This window comes from Roseomonas sp. 18066, from assembly GCF_902706185.1.
Taxonomy (GTDB): domain Bacteria; phylum Pseudomonadota; class Alphaproteobacteria; order Acetobacterales; family Acetobacteraceae; genus Pseudoroseomonas.
This window is the reverse complement of the sequence record NZ_CACSJM010000014.1, coordinates 13,776-39,539: the sequence shown is the minus strand read 5'-3', so window position 1 is coordinate 39,539 and position 25,764 is coordinate 13,776. Positions and strand designations below refer to the sequence as shown.

The following is a 25,764-nucleotide window of genomic DNA, read 5'->3' as shown; positions in this document are numbered from 1 at the left end:
TCACTCGCATCCAGGCTAGCAGCGGCGCCAGAAGGAGCGCCGCTTGTCCCAGGACCCCCTGCTGATCGAGGCCTTCCTGGGCCATCGCACCGCGCTGCTGAAGGCGGCCGTCGCCGTGCTGCGCGACCGCAACCGGGCCGAGGATGTGCTGCAGGACGCCTATCTGCGCCTGTGCAGCGCGCCGCCGCTGGCTCGCGTCGAGCAGCCGCTCTCCTACCTGTTCCGCATGATCCGCAACTTGGCGATCGACGCCGCCCGGCATCTGTCGCGCGAGGGCCGGCTGCGCGACGGCCTGGCCGCGCCGCCGGCCATCCCCTCGCCGGAGGACGAGGCCGCCGGCCGCGACCGCCTGCGCCGGCTGGAGGCCGCCCTGGCCGAGCTGCCCGACCGCACCCGGCTGGTCTTCGAGATGAGCCGCATCGGCGGCTATACCGTCGACCATGTCGCCGGCACCCTCGGCATCTCGCCCCGGCTGGTGCATCTGCACCTGCGCGACGCCATGACCCATTGCCGCGCCCGGGTTTTTCCGGGAGGGGAGGGCTGATGCCGCCCGAACCCCCGCCCGGCGCCCTGGCCGCCGCCGCCGACCCTGCCTGGCAGGCCGCGATGGATTTTCTCCTGGCGCTCGAGCAGCGGCCGGACGACGCGGCGCTGCGCGCCCGGCTGCGGCGCTGGCTGGCGGAAAGCCCGGCGCATGCCGCGGCCTATGCCGAGGCCTGCACCCTGTCCGAGCTGGCGCCGCAGCTCTCCCCTGGCCTGGCCTGGCCCAGCGCCGTGGCGCCCACCCGCGGCCCCACCAGCGGCATGGCCCCGCGCCGCCGGCTGCTGGCCGGCGGCGCGGCGCTGGCGGCTGCGGCGGCCGGCCTCGCCTGGACCGGCTGGCCGGCGCCGGAGGGGCTGCTGCAGACCGCGACCGGCGAGATCCGGCTGGTCGAGCTCGCCGATGGCAGCCGCGTGACGCTGGACACCGGCAGCGCGATCCGCGTCGATTTTGCGGACGGCGCCCGCCGCGTCGCGCTGCTGCGCGGCCAGGCCTTCTTCGCCGTCGCCCCCGATGCGGCGCGGCCCTTCACCGTGGCCATCGCCGCCGCCGAGGCGCGCGTGCTCGGCACCCGCTTCGCGCTGCGCCGCGGCGCGGCGGAGCTCGAGCTGGGGGTGGAGGAAGGCCGCGTCGGCCTGGCCTTCGACGGCCGCGACCTGACCGCCGCGGCGCCGCTGACCGCCGGCGCCCGCGCCCGGCTCGACCTCGGCAATGGCGCGCTGCGGCGCGAGGCGGTGGCGCTCGCCGCCATCGCCCCCTGGCGCCAGGGCCGGCTGGTGGTCGAGCGCTGGACGGTGGCCGAGGTGCTGGCCGAGCTGCAGCGCTACCTGCCGGCGCGGCTCTGGCTGCGCGACGCGGCGCTGGGGGCGCAGCGGGTCAATGGCAGCTACGACCTGTCCCGCCCCGAGGCGGCGGCGGCGGCGGTGGTCGAGACCGCCGGCGGCCGGCTGCGCCGCCTGACGCCCTGGCTGCTGCTGGCCGAGGCGCGCTGACGCTCATTGGTGAAGAATCTTTGCAGGGTTTGCCCGGCCCGGACGTCAACCCGGCAAGAGCGAGCTGCGACTGACTGTCAGCCGCAGCTCGGAAGCGCTGCCCGGAGACTTGCCGCCTTGCCACCGACCCTTTCGCTGACCCGCCCGGCCCTGCTGGCCGGGCTGCTGGCCACCACCGGCCTGGCCCTGCCCGCCGTCGCCCAGGCGCCCGCCGCGGAAAGCGCCCAGGCGCTGCGCCGCTTCGACATCCCGGCGCAGAAGCTGCCGGCGGCGCTGGCTGCCTTCGGCCTGCAATCGGGGCTGCAGATTTCCTACCCTTCGGCGCTCGATGCCGGCGCGACCGCCCCGGGCGTCAACGGCTTGATGACGCCCGAGGAAGGGCTGCGCCGGCTGCTGGCCGGCAGCGGGCTGACCTGGCGTTTCGCCGGGCCCGGCACGGTGACCCTGGTGCCGCTGCCGCGCCCGGCGGCGGAGGGCGCGATGGCGCTGCCGCAGGTCGATGTCCAGGCCGCCGCGGCGCGTGGCTACAGCCCGGTCGCCGGCATGGTGGCGCCGGTCTCCGCCACCGCCAGCAAGACCGACACGGCGCTGTCCGAGATCCCGCAATCGATCAGCGTCGTGCCCCGCGCGCAGCTGGAGCAGCAGAACGTCCAGTCGGTCTCCGAGGCGCTGCGCTATGTCCCCGGCGTCGCCATCGAATCCTATGGCGTCGATCCCAAGGGTTTCGACTGGATCCTGCTGCGCGGCTTCAACGCGCAAGGCACCAGCGACTATCGCGACGGCATCCGCCAGGCCAACAACAGCTACAGCTTCTTCCGCACCGAGCCCTATGCGCTGGAGCGGATCGAGATCCTGCGCGGCCCGGCCTCGGTGCTCTATGGCCAGGCGGATGCCGGCGGCATCGTCAACCGTGTCAGCAAGCGGCCCTCGGCGACGCCCGCGCGCGAGGTGCTGCTGCAGGCCGGCAACAACAACCGTCTGCAGGCGGCGATCGACGCCACCGGCCCGCTCGACGAGAACGGCCACTTCCTCTACCGGCTGGTCGGCGTGGTCCGGCGCAGCGACACCGGCTTCACCTATGGCAATGGCCAGGAGGTGGGCGACGACCGCGTCTACATCGCGCCGTCGCTGACCTGGGCGCCGGATGCCTCGACGAGCGTCACGCTCTTCGCCGACTATCTGCGCGATGAATCGGGCGGCACCATCAACCTGGTCACCCGCGACGCGCGGCCGACCCGCACCCTGGTGGGCGACCCGAATTTCGACCTGTTCTCCCAGAAGCAATTCAATGTCGGCTACCAGTTCGAGCACCGCTTCAACAGCGCGCTGACGCTGCGGCAGAACCTGCGCTACGGCGAGGTCGACATCCTGCTCAACAACCTGCAGCTGCTGACGCTCGGCGCCGATGGCCGCACCTATTCGCGCTATGCCCGCCGCTTCGACGAGCACCTGTCGCAATTCTCGGTCGACACCCATCTGCAGGCGGATGTCAGCACCGGGCCGGTGGCGCACACGCTGCTGGCCGGCATCGACTACTACCGCACCGCCGGGCGTGTGCGGCGGAGCATCGGCACGGCGCCCTCGCTCGACCGGCTGAACCCGGTCTATGGGGTGAGCATCCCCTACCCCACCACGCCGCAGGTCGACTACAACACCTGGTACGACCAGCTCGGCCTCTACCTGCAGGACCAGGCGAAGATCGACCGCTGGATCTTCACCCTCGGCGGCCGCTTCGACAGCTTCAGCAGCGACACGCATAACGAGCTGGCGCGCACGCGCAGCAGCCTGGACGACACCGCCTTCACCGGCCGCGCCGGCATCTCCTATGCCGCGCCCTGGGGCGTCACGCCCTATGTCAGCTATTCGGAATCCTTCGTCCCCAACAGCGGGATCGCCTCGCCGGCCAATGGCTCCACCCCCTTCGCGCCGAGCTTCGGCCGGCAGTGGGAGGCGGGGATCAAGTACCAGCCGCTAGGCACCGAGCTGCTGCTGACGGCCGCCGTCTTCGACATCGTCAAGAGCAACGTGCTGACCACCGACCTGCGCAGCCCGGGCTTCAGCGTGGCCGAGGGCGAGGTGCGCTCGCGCGGGCTGGAGCTCGAGGGCCGCGCCAGCCCGGCGCCCGGCCTCGACCTGCTCGCCTCCTACACCTACACCGATGCCGAGGTGACCCGCAGCAACAGCGGCAATCGCGGCCAGGCGCCGACGCTGGTGCCGCGCCACATGGCCTCGGCCTGGGCCAATTACCGCGTGCCGGAGGGGCTGCTGGAAAGCCTCAGCCTGGGCGCCGGCATCCGCTATGTCGGGCAGAGCTGGGGCGATGGCGCCAATACCCTGCGCATCGCCGCCCATACCCTGCTGGACATGGCCATCGGCTATGACATCGGTCCCGCCCGGCTGCAGCTGACCGCCACCAACCTGACCGACCAGCGCGTCATCTCCACCTGCGGCGCGCAGGATGCCTGCTACCTGGCGGCCGGCCGCACCGTCATCGCCGGCCTCCGCTACCGCTTCTGAAACGAACCGGTCCCGTCGCCGTTTTGCGGGCGGCGGCGCTGGCGTCCGGGACCCATCCGTTCATATACCGCTATCAATCGGCGGCTATGGGGGCCGCGGGATGGGCCGGCTTGACCAGGGCCGGCGGCGGAACAGGACGATCGGGCGCGGCATGGTGCTGGAGCAGGTGGAGCGCGAGGCGGGCAGCCCGGCCCGGTTCGGGCGCCGGCTGAACCTGCTCGCCCTCGGCATCGCGCTCGGCGTCATGGGGGTGATCGGCGCCAGCCTGTGGCAGTCGCGCCAGGATGCCTGGGACAGCGCCGAGATCGGCGCCCGCAACGTCATCGCCGCCCTCGGCCGCGACATCGGCGGCAATATCCGCCTGGTCGAGGCCGCCATGCAGGGCGTCGCCGACGGCCTGGCCCTGCCACATCTCTGGGACTACCCCGACGATGTCCGCTACCTGATCCTCTTCGACCGCTCGGCGCGCTCGCCCTATCTGCACAGCATCATGGTCTTCGATGCCGCCGGCGAGGCCGTCGCCGATTCCAACGGCATCGCGGTGCGCCGGCTGAACGTCGCCGAGCGCGATTTCTTCCAGGTCCATCGCGCCGCCGCCGATGCCGGGCTGTTCCTGAGCCAGCCCTTCCCCAACCGGCTGCATGACGGCGCCACCAGCATCGCCATCAGCCGCCGGCTGCAGGGGGCCGATGGCAGCTTCCGCGGCGTCGTCGCCGCCACCCTGTCGCTGAGCGCGGTGCAGCAGCGGCTGGCCGGCATCGCGCTGGCCGAGAACAGCTCGCTGAACCTCTTCGCCCTCGATGGCAGCATCCTGGTGCGCCAGCCGCCGCTGCCGGGCGGCGCGCCGCTCAGCCTCGGCGGCACGCCGACCTTCGAGCGGATCAAGGCCGAGCGGGAGGGCGTCTTCACCGGCTCCTCGGCGATCGATGGCAGCCTGAAGCTCTATGCCTTCACCCGGCCCGAGGGGCTGCCGCTGATCCTCGACGCCGCGCTGTCGACGCGCGAGATCATGCAGCCCTGGCTGCGCAAGGCGGCGATCCTGGCGGCGCTGAGCCTGCTGCTCTGCGGCGCCGTGGTGGTGCTGACCTTCCTGTTCCAGCGCGAGCTGACCCGGCGCAGCCGGCTGGAGGCGGCCCTCGCTGCGCTCGCAGTGACCGACGCGCTGACCGGGCTGGCCAACCGCCGCGCCATGGACCAGGCGCTGGAGCGTGAATGGCGCGCCGCGCGGCGCAACGGCCGGCCGATCAGCTTCATGATGATCGACCTCGACTGGTTCAAGCAATTCAACGATTTCTACGGCCATACCGACGGCGACCAGGCGCTGCGGGCGGTGGCCGGCCTGCTGCTGGACATCGCCCGCCGCCCGCGCGACCAGGCCGCCCGCTATGGCGGCGAGGAGTTTTGTCTGTTGATGCCGGAGACGGACGCCGCCGGCGCCCGCAGCGTCGCCCGCGCGCTGCAGGCGGCGGTGGGGCGGCTGGCCATGCCGCATGCCGGCAGCCCGAGCGGCCTGCTCAGCCTCAGCATCGGCCTGGCCACCGCCGATCCGCGGCTGCAGGAGCCGGGGCCGGAGGATGCGCTGCAGCTGGTCGAGGCCGCCGACCGCGCGCTGTACCGCGCCAAGGCCGCCGGCCGCGACCGCATCGAGGCGCGCAGCGTCGCCTGAGCCGGAGCACGTTCTCTGATCGCGTGATTCAGGCTTCTCGGTGATGCCACCTCAAGCCATCACGCTCTACCGCCCCGCTGCCATGGCCAGCGCCTTCGGCCGCAGCGCCGCCACCCGGTTCAGCCAGCCGCGCAGGAAGACCTCCTGGCTGGGCTCGTCGACGACGCGCTGGCGGTGGAAGGCCTCGCGCGCGTCGCAGAGCGCGCTGACGAGCGCCGCGGGCGCGCAGGCGGCGACGGCGGCGGCGGTGGCGCGGCCGAAGTCGCCATCGACGTCGCGGCCCCGCAGCCCGGCCGCCTGCTGCAGCATGCGGATCGCGGCGCCCGGCCCGCGCAGCACGGCGGTGTCGAAGACGCAGAGATCGACGCCGGCCGGCAATTCCGGGCAATGCGCCTTCTTCCAGTATTCGGCCTGGTAGATTTCCAGCGCGGCGTCCTCGGTGAGCGACGACAGCTCCTCGGGCGTGGCCGGGCGACGCAGCCAGGCCGACAGCGTGTCGCGGGTGATGCCGCGGTTGGTGTGGCCGCCGCGATCGGCCGGGTGGTTCACCTCGCCGCCCTCGCGCAGCAGCACGAAGTCGGCGCAGGCCTGCCAGCGCGCGCCCGCCGGCGCCGAGGACGCAAAGGCGGGGGGCGACGGGTGGGGGGTGCCCGCCGATAAGGAGGCCGAGATGCCGGCGGGCCTGGTCGCCGGCGCCGGGACTGCCGGCATTGGTGCTGCCGGCATCGGGGCTGCCGGCATCGAAGCTGGCGCGGCGGCAGGCTGCATGCCGACGGCGGCGGTCTCCACCACGGTGCCGTCCGGCGTCTCCACCCGCGCGGCGAGGCCGGTGGGCCCGGTCATCGGCTGCGGCGCCATCGGGGCGGGGGGCGGCGGCGACTGGCGCTGGATCTGGCCGAGTTGGCTGATGGCGTTGGTCGCCTGGGTCTGCAGCAGCTCCGACTTCTCCTTCGAGCCGGCGGAGGAGCCGAAATAGAAGCTGACCACCTGCTGCGCATTGGCCGAGAAATAGCCGAGGATGGCGCCGACGAAGCCGGAGACGGCGACCCAGGTCTGCGCGTCGACCCCGGCGGTGCGCAGCCCGCCGGTGACCATGGCGACGACCACGGTCAGCGTCAGCAGCGCCACCACGGTGAAGGAGGCGAGCACCGCCCAGGCCAGCCGGTCGGCGGTGTTGCTGCCGGCGGCATAGGCGGCGGCCTGGCGCGAGCGGGCATCGGCCATGTCGCGCTGCGCCATGTCGGCGAAGCGGAACTCGTTGTCGGCCTCGAACTTGCGCAGCGCCAGCTCGGCCTCGCGCAGCCGGGTCATGTCGGCCGGGTCGGTGATGCGGGCGATGCGCTCGGCGACGCTGGCGGGGGTGGCCTTGGCCTGCTTGTCGGGCTCGTCGGGGAACAGGAAGCCGGCCACCACCGAGGCCACCATCCCCCCCGCCGGGCCGAACAGCCCGGTCGCCACCGTCGGCGCCACCACCCGCGCGATGTCGGTCCACTCGGCCATGATCTGTCTCCCCCCCCGCCTCGCCGGGCGACGCTAGGGGAGGGTGGCAAACCGTTTCCATTAAATAACGGACAAGCGTCAGCACGGTTTTTTGTGAATTGCGCCCGGGGTATATTCTTCCCAATATTGATCCGGGTCGCGGCTTTAGAGCGTGATGGCTTCAGGGGGAATCACCGAGAAGCCTTGATCACGCGATCAAGCAAAGAGCGAGGGTGAGTTGGCCTCGTTCTTCCGAAGCCAGCTCACCCCAGAGGCTCAGCCCGGCAGCGGCCGGTAGGGCAGCGGCGCGAAGCGGCTGGCATGCCATTCCACCCGGCTCCAGACGCCGCCGGTCAGATAGGGATCGGTCGCCCACCAGCGCTGCGCCTCGGCCAGGCTCGCATGGCGGGTGATGGCGACCGAGCCGGCCATGCCGCCGGCCGCGTCCAGGATGGCGCCGCCGACAGTCAGCAGCCCTTCCTCGGCGGCCGGGCGGACGCGCGCCAGATGCGCCTCCCGCACCGCCAGGCGGCGGGCCGGGGCCTCGGCATCGCTGCCGTCGAAGGCGATGGCCACCGCATGGCTCGGCTGCGCCGGCGCCGGGCCCTTGGGCAGCGGGCGGTAGGGCAGCGGGGCGATGCGGAAGCGGTGCACCACGTGGCTGGCCCAGATGCCGTGCCGCAGGAAGGGCTCGGCGGCCAGGTAGCCGTCCAGCGCCTCGGTCGCGACCAGCATCAACGAGCCCTGGTAGCCGGCGCCCTCGCCCATCAGCGGGATGCCCAGGATCAGCGCGCCCGAGGCCGCCATCGGCTCGATCAGCGCCAGGTGGGCCGCGCGATGCTCGCCGATGCGCGCCGCCGCATCGGCCGCCCCGCGCGCCAGGACCAGACGGCATTCGGTCATCGATCGTCTCCCTTCGCCGTCGTGTCGCGGCGCAGCACAAGAAAGCTGATCGCGCCGAACAGCGCCAGCTGCAGGGCGGCGGCGAGGAAGGCGAGCTCGTAGCTGCCGCTCCAGCCGACCAGCCAGGCGAAGGCCAGCGGCCCGGTGATCGAGCCCAGGAAGCCGAACAGGCTGGCCGCCGAGGTGACGTCGCTGACCAGCGGCAGCGGGGCGACGCGCGCCAGCTCGGCGATATGCACCCCGTTCCAGCCGATGGCGGTGAAGCCGACGAGCGCCGCGCAGGCGTAGAGGGCAAGGCCCCCGGCGCCGCCGGCCACCAGCAGCAGGGCCACGGCCGCGGCCGAGGCCAGCGCCTGCAGCGCCAGGTGGCGCAGCGCCCGGCCACGGCGGTCGGCGACCCAGCCCATCAGCACCCGGCCGATCATGCTGCTGAACTGCATCACGGCGACGATGCCGCCGGCCTCGGCCAGCGTCGCGCCGTGGCGGGTGATGGCATAGGTGGCGGTGAAGGCCATCAGGCAGGCCTGCATCGTCGAGTACGAGGCGCCGAGCGCGGTCAGCAGCGGCAGCGAGGGATGCGAGCGCAGCACGCCGAGCGAGCGGGCGAAGACCCGCGGCGAGAACAGCGCCCGCCCCCAGCTTGCCGTGGGTGCCGGGGCTGGCGTGGTGCCGGCCGGCGCGTCGAGCCGGCGGCGGAAGGGCTGCACCAGCAGGATCGAGACCAGGGTGACGCCGGTGATGGTCCAGAGCGCCGCCTGCAGCCCGTGATGCTGCACCAGCGGCGCGATGGCGAGGCCCGCGAGCGCGCCGCCCAGCGGCACGCCGGCCTGCTTGATCGAGAAGATCAGCGTCCGGTGCCGGGCCGGCGCCGTGCGGATCAGGATCTGGCTGCCCGCCGGCGTGTTCGGCCCGCAGCCGAAGCCGATGGCCAGCGCGCCCAGCAGCGCCACCAGCCCGACGGGCTGGGCCATCAGCAGCAGGCCGGCGGCCATGCAGGCCAGGCCGATCTGCAGGCTGCGCACCGCGCCGAAATGCCCGAGCATCGGCCCGCCGCAGGCCAGGAACCAGGAGATGCCGCCCGAGGTCAGCGCCGAGACATAGCCGATGCTTTCCGGCGACAGGCCGCTGCGCGCCATCAGCGGCGGTCCGAGCAGCGGCAGGGCCATGCTGCTGAAGGAGCTGACGGTCTGGACGAAGAGCGTCGCGGTCAGCGCGCTGACCCAGAGGGGCAGGCCCTGGGGCCGCCCGCCACGGGGTTCCGGATCAGCCCCGGGTTGATCCCTGGAGCTTGAAGGCACTGGCAATTTCTGGTGTTCCCATCCCGCCGCCGGCGGCAGGGGCCCCCGGCGGCGGCGCCAGCATGGCCGAGCCCCCGCCCCCTGCCAAGCCGAGCCCCGTGCCGGCGCGCGCAGTTCAGCCCGGCGCGGATCGCAGACTTTCACGGCTTGTTGAATCTCTTGCGCCATGCTGCGCCGGACAGTGGCAGTCGAGGACCCCATGCCCCTCCGCAATGACGGCGAGCTGGAAAAGCGGCTGGCGACCTTCAAGGTGACGGCCGAGGATGTGGCGGTGCTGAAGGGCATGGCGGATTACGCCCGCTCGCGCCTGCCCGACCTGCTGCAGGAGCTGCATGTCGAATTCGCCGGCTGGCCGGAGATCCAGGCGGCGCTGACCAAGGCCGATGTGCACCGTGCCCGCGTCGCCCATTGGTGCCGGGTGGTCAGCGGCGACGTGGGGCCGGGCTTCACCGACTCGGCGCAGACCCTGGCCTCGCTGTTCTACGACAACGGCGTGCCGGGCTATGCGGTGGCCATCTGCCACTCCTCGGTGATGAACGGCATCCTGCGCGACCTTGGCATCGGCGACGGCGCCCGGGCCAAGGGCGGCCTTTTCGGCCGCGGCGGCCCGCGCAACGCGGACGCCATCCGCAGCGCGCTGAACAAGGGCGCCTGGTTCGACCTGGAGCTGCTGCTGGAGGTCTATGCCGCCGCCGAGCAGCGCAGCCGCGCCGCCGCGCTGAACAACATGGCGGAGGCGATCGAGCGCGAGGCCGGGATCGCGGTGGAGAAGGTCAGCCAGCTGACCGGCGACATGTCCGGCACCGCCAAGGCGATGGCCTCCACCGCCGCGCGCACCGGCCAGAATGCCGGGGAGGCCGCCGAGGCCGCCCTGCAGACCCGGCTGACCGCGGAGACGGTGGCCTCCGCCGCCGACCAGCTGACCAGCTCGATCCACCAGATCGTCCGCCAGGTCAGCGGCAGCACCGCCTCGGCGCAGCGCGCGGTGGTCGCCGGCCGCGGCGCCCGCACCAGCATCGAGGCGATGTCGCAGCAGGCCGCGCAGATCGGCAAGATCGCCGAGATCATTGCTGACATTGCCGCGCGGACGAATCTCCTGGCCCTGAACGCGACGATTGAGGCCGCCCGCGCCGGCGATGCCGGCAAGGGTTTTGCCGTCGTCGCCGGCGAGGTGAAGCAGCTGGCGACGCAGACGGCGCAATCGACCGCCGATATCACCCGGCAGATCGCCGCTGTCCGCCAGGCGACGCAGCTGGCCGCCGACGAGGTCAGCCAGGTCGTCGGCCTGATCGGCGAGATCGACACCACCACCTCGGCCGTCGCCGCCGCGGTGGAGGCGCAAGGCAGCGCCACCTCCGCCATTGCCCGCAGCGTCAGCGAGACGGCGAGCGCTGCCAGCCGCATGTCGCAGCGCACCGACGATGTGCGCGCCGCCGCCGCCGAGGCCGACCGCCAATCCGACACCGTGCGCAAGACCGCCAGCGTGCTGGACGAGGCGGTGCGCCAGCTGCGCCAGACGGTGATCCGCGTCGTCCGCACCTCGACCAAGAGCGTCGACCGGCGCAAGGGCGACCGCGTCGATGTCGACCTGTCCGGGCGGCTGCTGCTGGCCGGGGGGGGCGGCGCCGGGGAGGCGGTGCGTGTCACCAATCTTTCCGACAATGGCGCCCTGGTCACCGGCGCCCGCGACGCCGCCGCCGGCATGCAGGGCAGGCTGCAGGTCGAGGGGCTGGATATCCCCGTCTCCTGCGTCGGGCTGCGCGGCGGCGCCATGGTGCTGCGGCTGATGCCGAGCGAGCGGCAGCTGCAGCAGCTGGGCGACCTGCTCGGTCGGATGAAGGCCGCCTGACCAAACATGGCGGAATGACGGCCGGGTCATGTGGCGAATCGCTGAAAGCCGCATGAAGATTACGTAGGAGCCGCGCGCCACACGCAGTGCTGCGCCGCAACATGCGGACTGGCGATTGCCGGCGGGATGCCTAACTTCCGCGACAACAACCGCGGAGCAAGTGCCATGGCCAACGCCACCCATGCCGACCGTCGGGACCGTGCCGAGGAATCGCGGCGCGACAGCCAGACCCACCAGGCCGCGGCGCCCCGCCCGGCCGAGCAGGACCAGCCTGCCGAGGAGAGCCAGGCCCCGGCCGTCTCCTTCGAGAAGCTTTCCGGCTTCATGGCGTCCTGAGGCGGGCAGAAGCCCCCTTCGATGGGCGGGCGGGCGGCCCCTGAACCGGGCCGCCCGCCCGCTGTTTCCTAGCTGACCGACAGGCGCTGCAGCAGCGCCTGGGCCTCCGCCGCGATGGTCTTTGTCAGCGCGGCCGCCGGCATCGCCCGCCCCAGCCGGAAGGCCTGGCCGGCCCAGAGCGACATGAAATCCCCCGACCCTTGCGGCTCGCTGGCGCCCCGCAGCGGCGTCAGCGCGCCGCCGGCCAGCGGAAAGGCCGGGGCGGCGGGCTGCAACGGCCCGTGCTCGCGCATGAGCCGGTTCAGGATGCCGCGCGCCGGGCGGCCGGTGAACAGGTTGGTCAGCGCCGTCTGGTCATCCGCCGCCTCGCGCAGCGCGGCGCGGTGCGGCGCCGGGACCCGGGCCTCCGGCGTGTGCAGGAAGGCGGTGCCGATCTGGACCCCCGCCGCCCCGAGGGCGAGGGCCGCGACCAGCCCGCGCCCATCGGCGATGCCCCCCGCCGCGATCACCGGCACCGAGACCGCATCCACCACCTGCGGCACCAGCGCCAGGGTCGTTGGCTGGCTGGCCACCGCCGCCACCGGGTCATCGGCGAGGAAAACGCCGCGATGGCCGCCGGCCTCGGCGCCCTGGGCGATGATGGCGTCGCACCCCTGGGCTTCCAGGAAGCGCGCCTCGGCGACGGTGGTGGCCGAGGCGATGACCCTGGCCCCCGTCGCCTTCACCCGCGCCAGCAGCGCCGCCTCGGGCAGGCCGAAATGGAAGCTGACCACCGAGGGCCGCAGCGTCTCCACCAGCGCGCAGGCCTCGGCGTCGAAGGGGGCGCGGTTGCTGGCCGGGATCGGCGTGTCCGGCGGCAGGCCGAGCTCCGCGAAGTAGGGCGCCAGCCGGGCGCGCCAGGCCTGCTCCCGCGCTGCGTCGAAAACCGGCGGCACGTGGCAGAAGAAATTCAGGTTCAACGGCCCCGCATGCCGGGCGCGAACGGCCAGGAATTCGGCCTCGACCTGGGGCAGGGTGAGCAGGGCGCAGGGCAGCGCGGGCAGGCCGCCGCCCTCGGCCACGCCGATCGCCAGCGGCGCCAGGCCGGGCCCGGCCATCGGCGCCAGCAGGATCGGCTGGGTGATGCCGAACAGCTCCAGCAGCCGGCGGTCCTTCCACATTCTTCTGTTCCTTCGTGTGACCTGTCGCAGATTGGCGCGGAAGGTCGCGTTTGACAGCCCCTGGCCGCGCGCCCTAGGCGTGTTGCGGGAGGGCAACGAGACCGATGACGCCTGCGCTGATCGCCCTGGACTGGGGCACCTCGAGCCTGCGTGGCTTCCTGATGGATGCCGGCGGCGCCGTGCTGGACAGCCGTGCCAGCCCGCATGGCATCACCAACCTGCCCGCCCCGGGGCCGGAGGGCTTCGACCTGGCCTTCGAGGCGCTGTGCGGCGCCTGGCTGCAGGCCGACCCGACCCTGCCGGCGGTGGCCGGCGGCATGGTCGGCAGCGCCCAGGGCTGGCGCGAGGCCCCCTATGTCGCCTGCCCGGCCGATCTGCAGGGGCTGGCCGCCCAGGCGGTCAGCCTGACCACCCGCCAGGGCGTCGAGCTGTGGATCGCCCCCGGCGTGCTGGCCGACCCGCCCGGCGGCACCCCCGACGTGATCCGTGGCGAGGAGATCCAGATCGCCGGCGCCCTGGCCCAGCAGCCTGGCCTGGCGGCGCGCGGTCATTTCCTGATGCCGGGGACGCATTCGAAATGGGTGGCGGTGGAGGGCGGCCGCATCACCCGTTTTTCCACCTACATGACCGGCGAGCTGTTCGCCGTGCTGCGCCAGCACTCTTTGCTCGGCCGGCTGATGCCGGCCGGCGAGGAAGGCCATCCGGACGAGGTCGCCGCCGCCTTCGCCCGCGGGCTGCAGCTGGCACGCGACAGCCGCCCGGGCGACCTGTCGCGGCAGATCTTTGCCGCCCGCAGCCTGGGGCTGACCCGGCAGATGGCGCCCGCCGTGCTCAAGGATTTTCTCTCAGGCCTGCTGATCGGGCATGAGCTGGTCTCCGGCCTGGCCGAGGCCGGACGTGACACCGCGCTGGCGCTGATCGGCGACCCGGCGCTGTGCGACCGCTATGCCGCGGGGCTGGCCGCGCTGGGCGCGCCCGCGCCGCTGCGGCTGGGCAACACCGCGCCCTCCGGACTGTTTCACTTTGCCCGGGCGGCCGGGTTGCTGGCCACCGCGCGAAAGGCGACGCCATGACCCCTCTCGCTCTGCTGGCCCGGCTCGATGCGGCCATGGCGCAGCTGCCGCTGGTCGCCATCCTGCGCGGGTTGACCCCCGCCGAGGCGGTGCCGGCGGCCGAGGCCCTTTACGCCGCCGGCTTCCGGCTGATCGAGGTGCCGCTGAATTCGCCCGACCCCTTCGCCAGCATCGCCGCCATCCGCCGCGCCTTGCCGCAGGATGCGCTGGTCGGCGCCGGCACGGTGCTGCGCGTCGCCGATGTCGAGGAGCTGAAAAAAATCGGCGCCGAGCTGGTGGTGATGCCGCATGCCGACACGGCGGTGATCGGCGCCGCGGCGACGGCCGGCTTGCTCTGCGTGCCCGGCATCGCCACGCCGACCGAAGCCTTCGCTGCCCTCGCCGCGCGGGCGGTCGCGCTGAAGATCTTCCCGGCCGAGATGGTCGGGCCGCCGGTGGTGAAAGCGATGCTGGCGGTGCTGCCCAAGGGGACAAGGCTGCTGCCGGTGGGCGGCATTTCGCCCACCACCATGGGGCCGTTCCGCGCGGTGGGCGTGGCCGGCTTCGGGCTGGGTTCCGCCCTCTACAAGCCGGGGATGACGCTGGCGGAGCTCACCGCCAATGCCGAGGCCTTCGTCGCCGCCTGGAAGGCCGGCTAGCCGCGCTTCACCGCATCGGCCAGCTTCTCGGCGATCATGATCACCGGGACGTTGAGGTTGGCGCAGGGGATGCTCGGCATGATCGAGGCATCGGCGACCATCAGCCCCTCGACGCCGATGACGCGGCCTTCGGCGTCGCAGACGGCCATGGCGTCGTCCGCGGCGCCCATGCGGCAGGTGCCGCAGGGGTGCCAGACGCCGCCGACATGCTGGCGCAGGTGCTTCTCCAGCGCGGCCGGGTCGGCGCAGAGCGTCTCCAGCGGCGCGATGCCCTGCTGCGCCATGCCGAGGATGCGGCCGCGGACCAGCGCGCTGCGGTCCATCAGCGGCCCGGCGATGGCGGTCAGGAAGCCGTTGCGCTTCGTCGGCCGCAGCAATCTTTTCACTTCCTCCGAATAGGTGGAGGGGAATTTTTCGACCACCACGCCCGACAGTTCCGGCGCGTCCAGCACCCGGGCCGCGAGAAGGAAAGCCTGGGCCAGCCGGGTCAGGTCGCGTTCGTCCGACAGCAGGTTGAAATCGACATCGGGCGGCGTGTCGGCACCGGGCGACGTCAGCGAAACGCGCCCCTGCGAATAGGACTTGTTGACCCAGGAGAAGAGCGTCGCGATGCGATGCCCGACCGCATGCCAGCCGGAGCGGGTATTGACCGCGGTGTGCATGTCGCCGGGTGCGACGCCCTCCATCCCCGAGGACCAGCGCAGGATCGATTGGATGTGGTAGCGGTCGCCCGCCGCCAGCCGCGCCGCGGGCGCGATGAAGGCGGAGAGCCCGATGGAGGGATGCTCCAGCAGGTTGCGCCCGACGCCGGCGCGGGCGGCGACCGGGGCGATGCCCAGGCGCTGCAGCTCCGCCCCCGGCCCGATGCCGCTGCGCAGCAGCACCGCCGGGGAGTGCAGCGCCCCGGCGGAGAGGATGACCAGCGGCGCCGTCACCATCCCCTCGGCCCCATCGCGGCGCAGCAGCGCGCCGGTCGCGCGGCGGCCTTCGAACAGCAGGCGCAGCACGGTGGCCCCGGTCCAGACCGTCAGGTTCGGCCGGGCGCGAACGGCCTCGGTCAGATAGGCGGTGGCCACCGAGGCGCGGGCGCCTGCGCGGTCCAGATTGACGGTGATGGGGAAGACACCGTCCTCCCAGACGCCGTTCTGGTCGTCATGGGCGGCGAAACCCTGCGCCACCATCGCCGCCTCGGCGGCCTGGGCGAAGCCGGAATGCAGGCGCCGCGGAATGCGCTGGATCGGCAGGGGCCCGCTGCCGCCATGCAGCGCGCCGTCCTCGCCATGGTCGAGATCGGTTTCCAGCTTGCGGAAATATGGCAGGACATCGGAAAAGCCCCAGCCGGCGGCGCCCATCGCCTCCCATTCGGCATAGTCCGAGGGCGCGCCGCGATTGGCGCCGATGCCGTTGATCGAGGACCCGCCGCCCAGCAGCCGCGCCTGCTCATAGGGGCGGATGGTGGCCTGGCCGGCATTGCCCGGCGCGCGGCCCATGCTGGCGCGAAGCCCGGGCCAGGTGTTGTCCGGGTCGAAATACGCCCGGCCGGGATAGGGCGAGGCGATGGAGGCCGGCACCGCGCCGGGGCGCAGGTCGCGCCCGGCCTCGACCAGCAGGATGCGGCGGCCGGCATCCTCCGACAGCCGCGTCGCCAGCACGCAGCCGGCCGAGCCACCACCCAGGATGACGGTGTCGAAATTTCCCAGCAGCGGCGCAGCGGACATCACGATCTCCCCCGAATCCGGTCAGGCTAGGCCCGGGGGAGGCATCGCTCAATCGACGATGTGGTAGCCGCCGTCGATGAACAGCGTCTGGCCGGTGATCAGCCGGGCGGCGTCGGTGGCCAGATAGGCGGTGGCCAGGCCGACATCCTCGATTGAGACCAAGGCCCGGGCCGGGGCCTTGGCCTCGGCGCGGGCCAGCAGGGCGTCGAATTCCGGGATGCCGGAGGCGGCCCGCGTCTTCAGCGGCCCGGGCGAGATGGCATGCACCCGGATGCCCTGCGGCCCGAGCTCGGTCGCCAGGTAGCGGGTGGCGGATTCGAGGGCGGCCTTGACCGGGCCCATCATGTTGTAGTGCTCGACCACCATCGAGGCGCCGTAATAGCTCATGCAGAACAGGGCGCCGCCATCGCGCATCAGCGGCTCGGCCAGCTTCGCCATGCGGATGAAGGACCAGCAGGAAATATCCATCGCCTGCAGGAAGCCGTCGCGCGAGCAGTCGGTGACGCGGCCCTGCAAATCGTCGCGCGGGGCGAAGGCGATGGAATGCAGCAGGAAATCCAGCTTTCCCCACTTTTCTTCCAGTGCCGCGAAGACCGCTTCGAGCTGGCCTTCGACGCGCAAATCCAGCGGCATCAGCAGGGAGGCTTCGACCTCCGCCGCCAGCGGCTCGACATAAGGCCGCGCCTTGTCGTTGAGATAGGTCACCGCCAGCTCGGCGCCCAGGCTGCGGAAGGCGCGGGCGCAGCCCCAGGCGATCGACTGGTCGTTGGCGATGCCTGTCACCAGCCCGCGCTTGCCTTCCAGGCTCGGCAAAGCGAGGGGCGTCACCATGCCGTCTTCCTCCCGCGCAGCAGGTCCAGGGTGTGGCGGGCGATCATGCGTTCCTCGTTGGTCGGCAGCACCCAGGCGGAGACGCGGCTGCCCTCGGCGCTGATCCGCGGGCCCTGGGCGTCGTTGCGCGCGGGGTCCAGCGCCAGCCCCAGCCAGGCGCAGCGTTCGGCGATGGCGGCCCGGATCGGCGCGGCATTCTCGCCGACGCCGGCGGTGAAGACCACGGCGTCCAGCCCGCCCAGCGCGCTGCCCAGCTGGGCGATGGTGCCGGCGGCGCGATAGGCCAGGAAGTCGAGGGCGAGCTTCGCCGCCGGCGCGTCGCTGCCCAGCAGGTCGCGGACATCGCCGCTGATGCTCGACAGGCCCTTCAGCCCGCAATCATGGTAGAGCAGGTGCTCGATCTCGGCCGGCGCCATGCCCTGCTCGGCGAGATAGAGCACCACGCCGGGGTCCAGCGCCCCCGGCCGCGTGCCCATCGGCAGCCCGTCGAGCGCGGTGAATCCCATGCTGCTGTCGACGCTTTTGCCATCGCGCAGGGCGCAGGCCGACATGCCGCTGCCGAGATGCAGCACGACGACGCGGGCCGACGGCAGCGACGGGTCGAGATCGGCGAGATGCCCGGCGATGTATTCGTAGGACAGGCCGTGGAAGCCGTAGCGCCGGACGCCCTGGGCATAGAGCGCTTCGGGAATGGCAAAGCGTTCCGCCAAAGGCCCGTGGCTGCGATGGAACGACGTGTCGAAGCAGGCGACCTGCGGCAGGTCCGGGCGGCGCGCCAGGATCGAGCGGATCGGCGCCAGGTTGGCTGGCTGGTGCAAGGGCGCCAGCGGGGTCAGCGCCTCCAGCCGCGCCAGCATCGCCGCATCCACGCGGACGGGCGCGGTGAACTCCGTGCCGCCATGCACGACGCGGTGGCCGACGGCGCTGGGCGGCGCGCCGGCATGGTCGAGATACCATTCGCCGAGCAGCGCCTGCGCCGTCTCGACATCCGCCAGCCGCGCCGGGTTGGGGCGCTCGTCGGCGAGGGTCGCATCGGCGCCATCGACCACCTGCAGCCGGCCATGCGGCGTGCCGATGCCGCCGATCAGCCCCTTGAAGCGGCGCGACAGGGTGTCGCCTGGACCCACGTCATAGAGCTGGAACTTCAGGCTGGAGCTGCCCGCGTTCAGCACCAGGATTTTTTCTCCGTTCATGCGGAGACCGGGCGCTTCAATAAAAGATGCCGGGCGTAAAGCAGAGCAACGGCGGTCGAGGCCAGCCGCGTGCGCGAGGAATCCGCCCGGCTGGTCAGCACGATCGGCACCCGCGCTCCGAGCACGATGCCCGCGGCATCGGCCCCGGCCAGGAAGGTCAGGTTCTTGGCGAGCATATTGCCGGCCTCGAGGTCGGGGACCACCAGGATCTGCGCCCGGCCGGCGACCTCGGAGCGGATTCCCTTGATCTTTGCGGCTTCCAGGCTGACAGCATTGTCCAGTGCCAGCGGGCCGTCGAGGATGCCGCCCTGGATCTGGCCACGATCGGCCATCTTGCAGAGCGCGGCTGCCTCGATGGTGCCGGGCAGCTTCGGGTTCACCGTCTCCATCGCCGACAGGATCGCCACCCGCGGGATGCCGAGGCCGAGCCCGTGATGCAGGTCGATGGCATTTGAAATAATGTCGGCCTTGGTCGCCAGGTCGGGGGCGATGTTGATGGCGGCGTCGGTGATGAACAGCGGCCGCGGATAGTCGGGCACGTCCATGATGAAGACATGGCTGATGCGGCGCTCGGTGCGCAGCCCGCCTTCGCGGGCGACGACGGCGCCCATCAGCTCGTCGGTGTGCAGGCTGCCCTTCATCAGCAGGTGCGCGCGGTTCTCGCGCACCAGGCGGACGGCATATTCGGCCGCGGCGTGGCTGTGCGGCGCGTCGATCGTCTCGAAGGCGGCGATGTCGAAGCCGATCCCCGCCGCCGCGGCGCGGATCTTTTCCAGCGGTCCGACCAGGATGGGGGTGATCAGCCCCTGGCGGACCGCCTCGGCGACGCCGGTCATGGCGGCGGCGTCGCAAGGATGGACCACGGCGCAGGACAGCGGCTCGACCCCGGCGCAGAGGGCGATCAGCGCGTCGTAATGCGGATGCGCCTTGGCGCGGGGCGGGGGCATGTCGGTCATGTCAGGAGGCCGGCTGCAGCGTGCCGCCGGCGAGCACCGCCAGCCGGGCCTCGATCTCGGCCAGGCGGGCGGCGGCGGCGGGGTTCAGCGGCGCGGCGGTTGCCACCTGGCGCAGCGCGTCGGCGAAGGCGGGGATGGCCTCACGCGGCAGGTCGCCCAGCATGGCGGGCAGTGCCGCCAGCGCCGCCGCGCGGTCCAGGCGCAGCATCAGGAACTGCTCGCGCAGCAGCGCCTTGAAGGCGGCGAGGTCCTCGCCGCCATGGCTGCGCCACAGGGCACGCAGCACGGTGAAGCTGCGCTCGTCGGCGCGGCGCTCGGCCAGGCCGATGAAGGCGACCAGGCGCAGGAAGGCGGCGCGCGGGCCGCCCCCGGCGATGCGGCCGCGCAGCTCGGCGATGCGGGCGGCGCGGAAGGCCTGCTGCGCCGGCTCGGTGGCCGGGCGGCGGCGCACCGGCCCGTCGCCGGCGCCGAGCCCGACCAGCGCCTGCAGCAAAGGCTGGCCATAGATCGCGTGGAACAGGTTTTCCTGGCCGTGGTCGCGGCTGGCCCCGGCCAGCATCAGCACCGCCTCGATCCAGGCCGAGGTCGCGTGCTCGGCCTGGCGCCAGGGGTTTTCGTCCGGCGCCGCGCGGCGGTTGGCGCGCACCGCCCCGGCCAGCGGCGCCAGGGCGGCGACGGCGGGATTGCTGTCAGAGAAAAAAGAGTACTGGAAGCGCAGCGGCTGCAGCTGGCGCAGCGCCTCGGCCACCGGCGCCGTCACCGCGCCGCGCAGCCAGGGCTGCAGCAGCTGGCGATAGAGGCCCAGATTGATCTCGGAGACGCGGCGGACGGTCGCGAACTTGCGGTCGTCCTCCGGGTCGGGGCGGGTGATGGCGCGCAACGCCTCGATCTCGCGCGCGGCGAAGCGCAGCAGATGGCCGCCTGGGCCGCTGCCATCCTCGATCTCCGCCTCGTAGAGGCCGGGCGGCAGCACGTCGATGAAGTCGATGTTGGAGGCGAATTCCTCGTGCTCGCGGCGGGCGATGCTGCCGGAGACGAAGATGCCCAGATGGCCGATGCTGGGATGGATCATGTAGACGATGGTCTGGCCGGCGGCGCGGATGTCGTCGACGCTGTCGTAGAGATCGGTGATCCAGCCCAGCGCCTGGGGCGGCGGCGTGATGTTGTCGCCCTCGGAGCAGAAGACCAGGATCGGCGCCTGGATGCTGCGCAGGTCGATGCGCTCGCCCTCGCGGGTGGTGAGCTCGGCGGTGGCCAGGCGGTTGCCGACGAAGAGCTTGTCGACGATCTCCTGCATCTCGCCGGCATTGGTCAGGACATGGTGGGTCCACCAGCGCTCGAAGCCCAGATAGCGGGCGGGCTCGGTGTCGATGCGGTCGTAGAGGGCGTATTGCTTGGACCACAGCGTGTTGGCCGGGTTCAGCTTCTCGAAATTCTGCACCAGCCAGGCGCCGTCGAACAGGCCGTGGCCCAGGTCGCCGGCCAGCGCCGTCAGCCAGGTGCCGCCCAGCAGCCCGCCGGAATAGCGCATTGGGTTGCGGCCGCGCTCGCCGGCCCAGTAGGAGAGCGGCGCGCCAGCCAGGATCAGCGGCCCGAAGATCTCCGGCCGGGTCGCGGCGGCCATGGCGAGCTGCCAGCCGGCCTGGCAATTGCCGATGGCGACGGGGCGGCCATCGGCCTCGGGATGGGCGGCGGCGACGGCCTCGAGGAAGGCCTGCTCGGCGCGCATGACGTCCTCGATGGTCTGGCCGGGGACGGGCAGCGGCAGGAAGCCGATGAAGTAGCAGGGGTGGCCGGCGCGCAGCGCCACGCCGATCTCGCTGTCCGGCTTGAAGCCGCCGATGCCCGGGCCGTGGCCGGCGCGCGGGTCGACGATGACGAAGGGCCGTTTCCGATCATCGATCACGGTGCCCGCGGGCGGGGTGATGCGGAGCAGCCGGTAGTTCACCGGGCGGGGCAGGGTGGCGCCGTCGAGCACCAGCGTGCCGTCGAAGCTGAGCACCGTGGGCGCGGGCTTCTGCAGCTCGGCGGCCAGCTGGTTGCCGCGCTGGCGCAGCGTGTCGAGGAAGAGCACGCCGCGCTGCCAGGAATCCAGCGCATAGGCGGCGCCGTCCAGCCAGGGCTGGGCCCAGAAGAGCGAGGCTTGGGCGAGGGTGCCGGTCATGGGCCATCCTGTCGCTGCGTGGGGGCGCGGGCCGACCCTATTGCAGCGCAAAAAGGGGGGTCAAGCCTTGGGACCGCTCCCAGGCGGGCCCGATGGCGCGCGGCGCAGCAGCAGCGGGGCTGGCGAAGGGGCGTGAATTCTGCGTGACGGGGTTTTATGCGTCCCTGATCGTTAAATTCATAAATAGCGATTCAGGAATGGACTCTGTCCCCGATCTTCGCTTGGATGCGTGAAAGGCGCCGTGCTGCCATCGGCGCCGCCGAGAGGAGAATGCCGCGTGAACCAGATCACCCGCCTCGACCCCCGTCTGGCCGGATCGCCGAGCTTCAAGAGCCTGCTGCGGGAGGGGTCGCCCGCGCGCGACATCGCGGACGAGCGGCTGCACCGCAAGCAGCGGCTGGCGGCGACCTTCCGGCTGTTCTCGCGCGCGGGCTTCGACCAGGGGCTGGCGGGGCATGTGACGGCGCGCGACCCGGAGCATCCGCACAGCTTCTGGGTCAATCCGCTGGGCAAGCATTTCGGCCTGATCCGCGTCTCGGACCTGATCCGGGTCGACGAGACGGGCGAGGTGGTGGAGGGCGACCAGCCGGTGAACCGGGCGGCCTTCGCCATTCATTCGGCGATCCACAAGGCGCGGCCGGATGTGGTGGCGGCGGCGCATACGCATTCGACCTATGGCAAGGCCTGGGCCTCGCTGGGGCGGAAGCTGGATCCGCTGACGCAGGACAGCTGCAAGTTCTATGACGACCATGCGCTGTTCGACGATTTCACGGGCGTGGTGCTGGACGCTTCGGAGGGCGATCGCATCGCGGACTCGCTCGGCGCGCAGAAGGCGGTGATCCTGAAGAATCACGGCTTCCTGACGGTGGGGACCTCCGTCGAGGAGGCGGCCTGGTGGTATCTGTCGATGGACAATGCCGCGCAGGCGCAGCTGCTGGCCGAGGCGGCCGGCACGCCGCAGCCGATCCCGCACGAGGTGGCCGCGCATACCGCGAAGCAGGTGGCCCGCCCCAATTCGGGTGTGCTGAGCTTCCACCCGTTGTGGGAGCTGATCGTCTCCCAGGAGCCAGACTTGCTTGACTGACAGAAATAGAAGGGGGGTGCGGGGGAATACCTTCCCCCGCGCTTACTTTCTGTATCCCTGCGGTTCTATGTTGTAGCGCTTAAGCTTGTCGTAGAAAGTTTTCCGCGGGATTTTCAGCGCTTCCAGCGCTGTGCGGACGTCGCCCTGGGCGGTTGCCAGCGCCTCGCGCAGCAGCCGGGCCTCGAAGGCGTCGACGCGTTCGGGCAGGCTGCCTTCCTCGGCGGGGGCGGGCTCGGCGTTGGTGATGTTGGCCAGGCCCAGGGCGGCGCGCTCGGCGAAATGGGCGAGCTCGCGGATATTGCCGGGCCAGTCGTGCTCGGCGAGGTAGCGGTGCAGCGCGGCGTCGAGCGGCGGCACCGGTCTGCCGAAGCGCTTCGCGGCTCTGTCGACGAACTGGCCAAACAGCAGAAAAACATCCTCGCGGCGGTCGCGCAAAGGCGGCACGCGGAGCGTCACGACGTGCAGACGATAGTAGAGGTCCTCGCGGAAGCGGCCCTGGCGGACCAGCTCGGGCAGCGGCTGCTTGGTGGCGGCGACGACGCGCAGGTCGAGGCGGCGGATCTCGTTGGTGCCAAGGGGCGCGATCTCGCGGCTTTCGAGGACGCGCAGCAGCTTGACCTGCATGGCCAGCGGCATGGCCTCGATCTCGTCGAGGAACAGGGTGCCGCCATCGGCATGCTCGATGCGGCCGATGCGGCGTTTCTGGGCGCCGGTGAAGGCGCCGGGCTCGTGGCCGAAGAGCTCGCTCTCGATCACCGTCTCGGGCAGGGCGCCGCAGTTGAGCGCGACGAAGGGGCGGTGGGCGCGGCGGCTGGCGCGGTGCAGCGCCATGGCGGCGACGTCCTTGCCGCTGCCGGTCTCGCCCTCGATCAGCACATCGACATCGGTGTCGGCGATCTGGCGCAGCAGGGCGCGCAGCCGCTCGGTCGCCGGCGCGCGGCCTTGCAGCGGGTCGTCGGCATCGGCGATGGCGAGCGCCCGGGCCAGTCGGCGGTTCTCCAGCACCAGGCGGCGCTTTTCCAGCGCATGGCGGATCGGGCCGAGCAGGGCTTCGGCAGGGTAGGGCTTGGGCAGGAAGTGGTAGGCGCCCTGGCGCAGCGCCTCGACCGCCATGGGGATGTCGCCATGGCCGGTGATCAGGATGACGGGCAGGTCCGGGTCGCGGGCGCGGAGGCGGGCGAAGAGGGCCAGGCCGTCCATGCCGGGCATGCGGATGTCGCTGACGACGACGCCGGGGAAGTCGTCGCCGACCAGCTCCAGCGCGCGCAGCGCCGAGGGGGCGGCCTCGGCCTGGAGGCCGGCGAGGGCGAAGCTTTGGAGGTTGGCTTCGCGCAGCATGGCGTCGTCATCGACGAAAAGCACGTCGGTCTCGCGCATATCCGGCATCAGGGGGCCTGCTCCAGCTCCAGCACGAAAAGGGCGCCGACGGATCCCGCGGCGGGCGGCGGGGCCTCCAGCGTGCCGCCCAGGTCGGCGGCGATCTGGCGGGAGATCACCAGGCCGAGGCCCAGCCCCGCCGATTTGGTGGTGGTGAAGGGCATGAACAATGCCGCGCGCACCGTGGCGTCGAGGCCGGGGCCGTTGTCCTGCACCGCGACGCGGACGCGACCGGCCCCGGCCGAGGCGGTGATGGCGATGCGGCCGTCGTCGCGGTCACCCAGCGCCTCGATGGCGTTCTGCACCAGGTTGACCAGGACCTGCTCCAGGCGGACGCGCTCGGCGCGGACGGCGGGGTCGCCCTCGACGGTCACCACGACGGCGACGCTGTTCTGGCGCAGGCGGTGGCCGAGCAGCAGCAGGGCGCCGTCGATGGCGCCGCGGATCGGCTCGGGGCGCATCTCGCCGGTCGACTTGCGGGCGAAGCCGCGCAGCCCCGCGGTGATGGCGCCGATCCGCTCGGTCAGGCCGGCGATGGTGGTGATGGCTTTCGCCGCCGCGGGCGTCTCGCCGCGGGTGACGAGCAGGGAAGCATTGTCGGCGAAGGTGCGGATGGCGGCCAGCGGCTGGTTGATCTCATGCGCGACGCTCGCCGTGATCTGGCCGAGGATGGCCAGGCGGTTGGCCTGGCCGAGCTCGTCGCGCATGCGGTGGACGGCGGCCTCGGCGCGGCGGCGTTCCTCGGCCTCGGCGCGGAGGCCGTCATTGGCGGCGCGCAGCTCGGCGGTGCGGAGCCCGACCTCGGCTTCCAGGGCGGCGCGGCGGGCCTCGCCCCGGGCGCGGCCCTCGGTGATGCGGCGGTTGCGGCGGCGGGCCAGCGCCACCAGGAAGATGCCGAGCAGGCCCAGCAGCAGGGCGGCCAGGCGCGCGGTGGCACGGGCGGGTTCCAAAGCAGGGCGGAGGGGCGCCAGGAGCGACAGGCGCCAGTCGATGCCGGGCACCGGCTCCTCGACCATCAGCCAGGGGCCGGAGGGGCCGTCCTGCGGGCGCAGCAGCGGCGGCTGGCCGGGCAAGGCGGGGCGGGTCGCCGGGATGGTGCGGAAAGACAGGTCGCGCAGCGGCTGGTCGCCGAATTGCAGGCTGGCGCGGATCTCCTCGCGCTGCGCTGGCGTCAGCGGCAGGGTGGCGCGGAAGTGCCAGTCGGGGATGCTGGTGACGGTGACGATGCCGCGGGCGTCGACCGCCAGCGCCGGCTCCGGCAGCCGGGCCCAGCTTTCCTCCAGCTCGTTGAACTCGGCCTTGACGACGATGACGCCGACCGGGCCGGCGGCATCCTCGACGCGCCGCGACAGATACAGGCCAGGGCGGTGGCTGACGGTGCCGAGGGCGAAATGCTCGGCCGGGCGGCCGGCCCAGGCCTCGCCGAAATAGGGGCGGAAAGCATAGTCGATGCCGACAAAACTTTCCTCCTGGCGCCAGTTGCTGGCGGCGACCGAGCGGCCGGCGGGGTCCAGGGCGTAGAGCACGCCGGTGCGGGTGGCGGCGGCCAGCCGTTCCAGCTTGCGGTTCAGCGCGTCGAGGCGCGCGGGCGTCGGGTCGCGCAGGGTCTGCACCAGGTCGGGGTCCTGGGCCAGGATGACCGGCAGGCTGCGCTGCTTCTCGATCTCGGCGCGGAGCACGGCGCCATGCAGGCCGGCGGTGGCCCGGGCGCCGGATTCGAGCTCGGCCAGGACCTGGCGGGTGGCCAGCAGATCGGCGGCGCGGTCCAGCCCGGCCAGCAAGGCGAGGGCGGCCAGGGCCAGGCCGAGGCGCTGCCAGCGCCGGGTCATGCCATGCCCCGCCAGGCGGCCATGCGGGCGAAAATCCGCACCGAGGCCGCCGAGACTGTGCCGAAATCCGCACAAACCGGTTCCGTCCCGGCAAAATGCTGCACCGCAAACATGTATAAGACCAAAGACTTAAAAATCCTCCGGGCCGGCCGGGCTTGTG

Annotated in this window: 19 protein-coding genes and 1 pseudogene; 9 read left to right on the top strand and 11 right to left on the bottom strand. The window is 72.3% G+C overall.

Annotated elements, in window-relative coordinates:
- Positions 1-43: 43 nt before the first annotated feature.
- The 4 genes from GVN67_RS04820 to GVN67_RS04805 all read left to right on the top strand — a co-directional run bounded on the left by GVN67_RS04820 (position 44) and on the right by GVN67_RS04805 (position 5,716).
- Complete coding sequence (locus tag GVN67_RS04820) at positions 44-544, top strand: sigma-70 family RNA polymerase sigma factor (RefSeq protein WP_159993351.1); 501 nt, start codon at positions 44-46, stop codon at positions 542-544.
- Positions 544-1,533 (top strand): FecR family protein, encoded by a 990-nt coding sequence (locus GVN67_RS04815; RefSeq protein ID WP_159993349.1) that lies wholly within the window; start codon positions 544-546, stop codon positions 1,531-1,533. The genes GVN67_RS04820 and GVN67_RS04815 overlap by 1 nt, the downstream gene beginning before the upstream one ends.
- A gap of 117 nt (positions 1,534-1,650) precedes the next feature.
- Positions 1,651-4,050 carry a TonB-dependent siderophore receptor gene (locus GVN67_RS04810; RefSeq protein WP_200845132.1) on the top strand — a complete coding sequence of 800 codons (2,400 nt, stop codon included), beginning with the start codon at positions 1,651-1,653 and terminating at the stop codon, positions 4,048-4,050.
- Between the two features lie 100 nt (positions 4,051-4,150).
- The gene (locus GVN67_RS04805) at positions 4,151-5,716 is read left to right on the top strand and encodes a diguanylate cyclase (protein WP_159993347.1); all 1,566 of its coding nucleotides are present in this window, start codon (positions 4,151-4,153) and stop codon (positions 5,714-5,716) included.
- A 66-nt stretch (positions 5,717-5,782) separates the two neighbouring features.
- Here the strand turns inward: GVN67_RS04805 and GVN67_RS04800 are convergent, their stop codons facing one another.
- From GVN67_RS04800 to GVN67_RS04790, 3 genes are all read right to left on the bottom strand, one after another.
- Positions 5,783-7,216, bottom strand: coding sequence for a glycoside hydrolase family 108 protein (locus GVN67_RS04800; RefSeq protein ID WP_159993345.1), 1,434 nt, complete (start codon positions 7,214-7,216; stop codon positions 5,783-5,785).
- Positions 7,217-7,471: 255 nt separating this feature from the next.
- Positions 7,472-8,098, bottom strand: coding sequence for a YciI family protein (locus tag GVN67_RS29910; RefSeq protein ID WP_235034953.1), 627 nt, complete (start codon positions 8,096-8,098; stop codon positions 7,472-7,474).
- Positions 8,095-9,396: an MFS transporter gene (locus GVN67_RS04790; protein ID WP_159993343.1), complete on the bottom strand. Its 1,302-nt coding sequence runs from the start codon at positions 9,394-9,396 to the stop codon at positions 8,095-8,097. The genes GVN67_RS29910 and GVN67_RS04790 overlap by 4 nt, the downstream gene beginning before the upstream one ends.
- A 199-nt stretch (positions 9,397-9,595) precedes the next feature.
- Here GVN67_RS04790 and GVN67_RS04785 point away from each other — a divergent pair, with 199 nt between their 5' ends.
- Both GVN67_RS04785 and GVN67_RS04780 read left to right on the top strand, forming a co-directional pair.
- Positions 9,596-11,245, top strand: coding sequence for a globin-coupled sensor protein (locus GVN67_RS04785; RefSeq protein ID WP_159993341.1), 1,650 nt, complete (start codon positions 9,596-9,598; stop codon positions 11,243-11,245).
- Between the two features lie 165 nt (positions 11,246-11,410).
- A complete protein-coding gene (locus GVN67_RS04780; protein WP_159993339.1) occupies positions 11,411-11,581 on the top strand; it encodes a hypothetical protein in 171 nt (56 codons plus the stop codon).
- Between the two features lie 68 nt (positions 11,582-11,649).
- Here the strand turns inward: GVN67_RS04780 and GVN67_RS04775 are convergent, their stop codons facing one another.
- A complete protein-coding gene (locus GVN67_RS04775) occupies positions 11,650-12,741 on the bottom strand; it encodes a nitronate monooxygenase family protein (protein ID WP_159993337.1) in 1,092 nt (363 codons plus the stop codon).
- Between the two features lie 104 nt (positions 12,742-12,845).
- Here GVN67_RS04775 and GVN67_RS04770 point away from each other — a divergent pair, with 104 nt between their 5' ends.
- Both GVN67_RS04770 and GVN67_RS04765 read left to right on the top strand, forming a co-directional pair.
- Positions 12,846-13,814, top strand: coding sequence for a 2-dehydro-3-deoxygalactonokinase (locus GVN67_RS04770; protein WP_159993335.1), 969 nt, complete (start codon positions 12,846-12,848; stop codon positions 13,812-13,814).
- The gene (locus GVN67_RS04765) at positions 13,811-14,452 is read left to right on the top strand and encodes a 2-dehydro-3-deoxy-6-phosphogalactonate aldolase (protein ID WP_159993333.1); all 642 of its coding nucleotides are present in this window, start codon (positions 13,811-13,813) and stop codon (positions 14,450-14,452) included. Before GVN67_RS04770 ends, GVN67_RS04765 begins: the two co-directional genes overlap by 4 nt.
- Here the strand turns inward: GVN67_RS04765 and GVN67_RS04760 are convergent.
- From GVN67_RS04760 to GVN67_RS04740, 5 genes and pseudogenes are all read right to left on the bottom strand, one after another.
- Positions 14,449-16,170, bottom strand: coding sequence for a GMC family oxidoreductase (locus GVN67_RS04760; RefSeq protein WP_159993331.1), 1,722 nt, complete (start codon positions 16,168-16,170; stop codon positions 14,449-14,451). The genes GVN67_RS04765 and GVN67_RS04760 overlap by 4 nt on opposite strands.
- 48 nt (positions 16,171-16,218) lie before the next feature.
- Positions 16,219-17,001 (bottom strand): enoyl-ACP reductase FabI, encoded by a 783-nt coding sequence (gene fabI, locus GVN67_RS04755; RefSeq protein WP_159993329.1) that lies wholly within the window; start codon positions 16,999-17,001, stop codon positions 16,219-16,221.
- Positions 16,995-18,194 carry an acetate/propionate family kinase gene (locus GVN67_RS04750; protein ID WP_159993381.1) on the bottom strand — a complete coding sequence of 400 codons (1,200 nt, stop codon included), beginning with the start codon at positions 18,192-18,194 and terminating at the stop codon, positions 16,995-16,997. Before GVN67_RS04750 ends, fabI begins: the two co-directional genes overlap by 7 nt.
- Positions 18,191-19,165 (bottom strand): annotated as a pseudogene (locus tag GVN67_RS04745) (phosphate acetyltransferase); the annotation flags it as partial. The pseudogene GVN67_RS04745 and the gene GVN67_RS04750, both read right to left, overlap by 4 nt.
- Complete coding sequence (locus GVN67_RS04740; RefSeq protein WP_200845130.1) at positions 19,152-21,314, bottom strand: DUF3141 domain-containing protein; 2,163 nt, start codon at positions 21,312-21,314, stop codon at positions 19,152-19,154. The pseudogene GVN67_RS04745 and the gene GVN67_RS04740, both read right to left, overlap by 14 nt.
- Positions 21,315-21,591: 277 nt before the next feature.
- Between GVN67_RS04740 and GVN67_RS04735 the strand changes: the two genes are divergently transcribed.
- On the top strand, positions 21,592-22,398 hold the full coding sequence (locus tag GVN67_RS04735; protein WP_235034952.1) for a class II aldolase/adducin family protein: 807 nt from the start codon (positions 21,592-21,594) through the stop codon (positions 22,396-22,398).
- A gap of 42 nt (positions 22,399-22,440) precedes the next feature.
- Here GVN67_RS04735 and GVN67_RS04730 read toward each other — a convergent pair whose 3' ends face one another.
- Together GVN67_RS04730 and GVN67_RS04725 are read right to left on the bottom strand one after the other, a co-directional pair.
- On the bottom strand, positions 22,441-23,784 hold the full coding sequence (locus tag GVN67_RS04730; RefSeq protein ID WP_408906344.1) for a sigma-54-dependent transcriptional regulator: 1,344 nt from the start codon (positions 23,782-23,784) through the stop codon (positions 22,441-22,443).
- Positions 23,784-25,604, bottom strand: a complete 1,821-nt coding sequence (locus GVN67_RS04725; protein ID WP_159993327.1) for an ATP-binding protein — start codon at positions 25,602-25,604, stop codon at positions 23,784-23,786. The genes GVN67_RS04730 and GVN67_RS04725 overlap by 1 nt, the downstream gene beginning before the upstream one ends.
- Positions 25,605-25,764 lie beyond the last annotated feature (160 nt).

Excerpts from the sequence above, each read along its gene's own strand:
- GVN67_RS29910 (WP_235034953.1), bottom strand. The coding sequence starts at position 8,098 with ATGACCGAATGCCGTCTGGTCCTGGCGCGCGGGGCGGCCGATGCGGCG.
- GVN67_RS04765 (WP_159993333.1), top strand. The coding sequence starts at position 13,811 with ATGACCCCTCTCGCTCTGCTGGCCCGGCTCGATGCGGCCATGGCGCAG.
- GVN67_RS04760 (WP_159993331.1), bottom strand. The coding sequence starts at position 16,170 with ATGTCCGCTGCGCCGCTGCTGGGAAATTTCGACACCGTCATCCTGGGT.
- fabI (WP_159993329.1), bottom strand. The coding sequence starts at position 17,001 with ATGGTGACGCCCCTCGCTTTGCCGAGCCTGGAAGGCAAGCGCGGGCTG.
- GVN67_RS04725 (WP_159993327.1), bottom strand. The coding sequence starts at position 25,604 with ATGACCCGGCGCTGGCAGCGCCTCGGCCTGGCCCTGGCCGCCCTCGCC.
- GVN67_RS04805 (WP_159993347.1), top strand. The coding sequence starts at position 4,151 with ATGGGCCGGCTTGACCAGGGCCGGCGGCGGAACAGGACGATCGGGCGC.
- GVN67_RS04785 (WP_159993341.1), top strand. The coding sequence starts at position 9,596 with ATGCCCCTCCGCAATGACGGCGAGCTGGAAAAGCGGCTGGCGACCTTC.
- GVN67_RS04780 (WP_159993339.1), top strand. The coding sequence starts at position 11,411 with ATGGCCAACGCCACCCATGCCGACCGTCGGGACCGTGCCGAGGAATCG.
- GVN67_RS04775 (WP_159993337.1), bottom strand. The coding sequence starts at position 12,741 with ATGTGGAAGGACCGCCGGCTGCTGGAGCTGTTCGGCATCACCCAGCCG.
- GVN67_RS04750 (WP_159993381.1), bottom strand. The coding sequence starts at position 18,194 with ATGAACGGAGAAAAAATCCTGGTGCTGAACGCGGGCAGCTCCAGCCTG.
- GVN67_RS04740 (WP_200845130.1), bottom strand. The coding sequence starts at position 21,314 with ATGACCGGCACCCTCGCCCAAGCCTCGCTCTTCTGGGCCCAGCCCTGG.
- GVN67_RS04770 (WP_159993335.1), top strand. The coding sequence starts at position 12,846 with ATGACGCCTGCGCTGATCGCCCTGGACTGGGGCACCTCGAGCCTGCGT.
- GVN67_RS04730 (WP_408906344.1), bottom strand. The coding sequence starts at position 23,784 with ATGCCGGATATGCGCGAGACCGACGTGCTTTTCGTCGATGACGACGCC.
- GVN67_RS04800 (WP_159993345.1), bottom strand. The coding sequence starts at position 7,216 with ATGGCCGAGTGGACCGACATCGCGCGGGTGGTGGCGCCGACGGTGGCG.
- GVN67_RS04815 (WP_159993349.1), top strand. The coding sequence starts at position 544 with ATGCCGCCCGAACCCCCGCCCGGCGCCCTGGCCGCCGCCGCCGACCCT.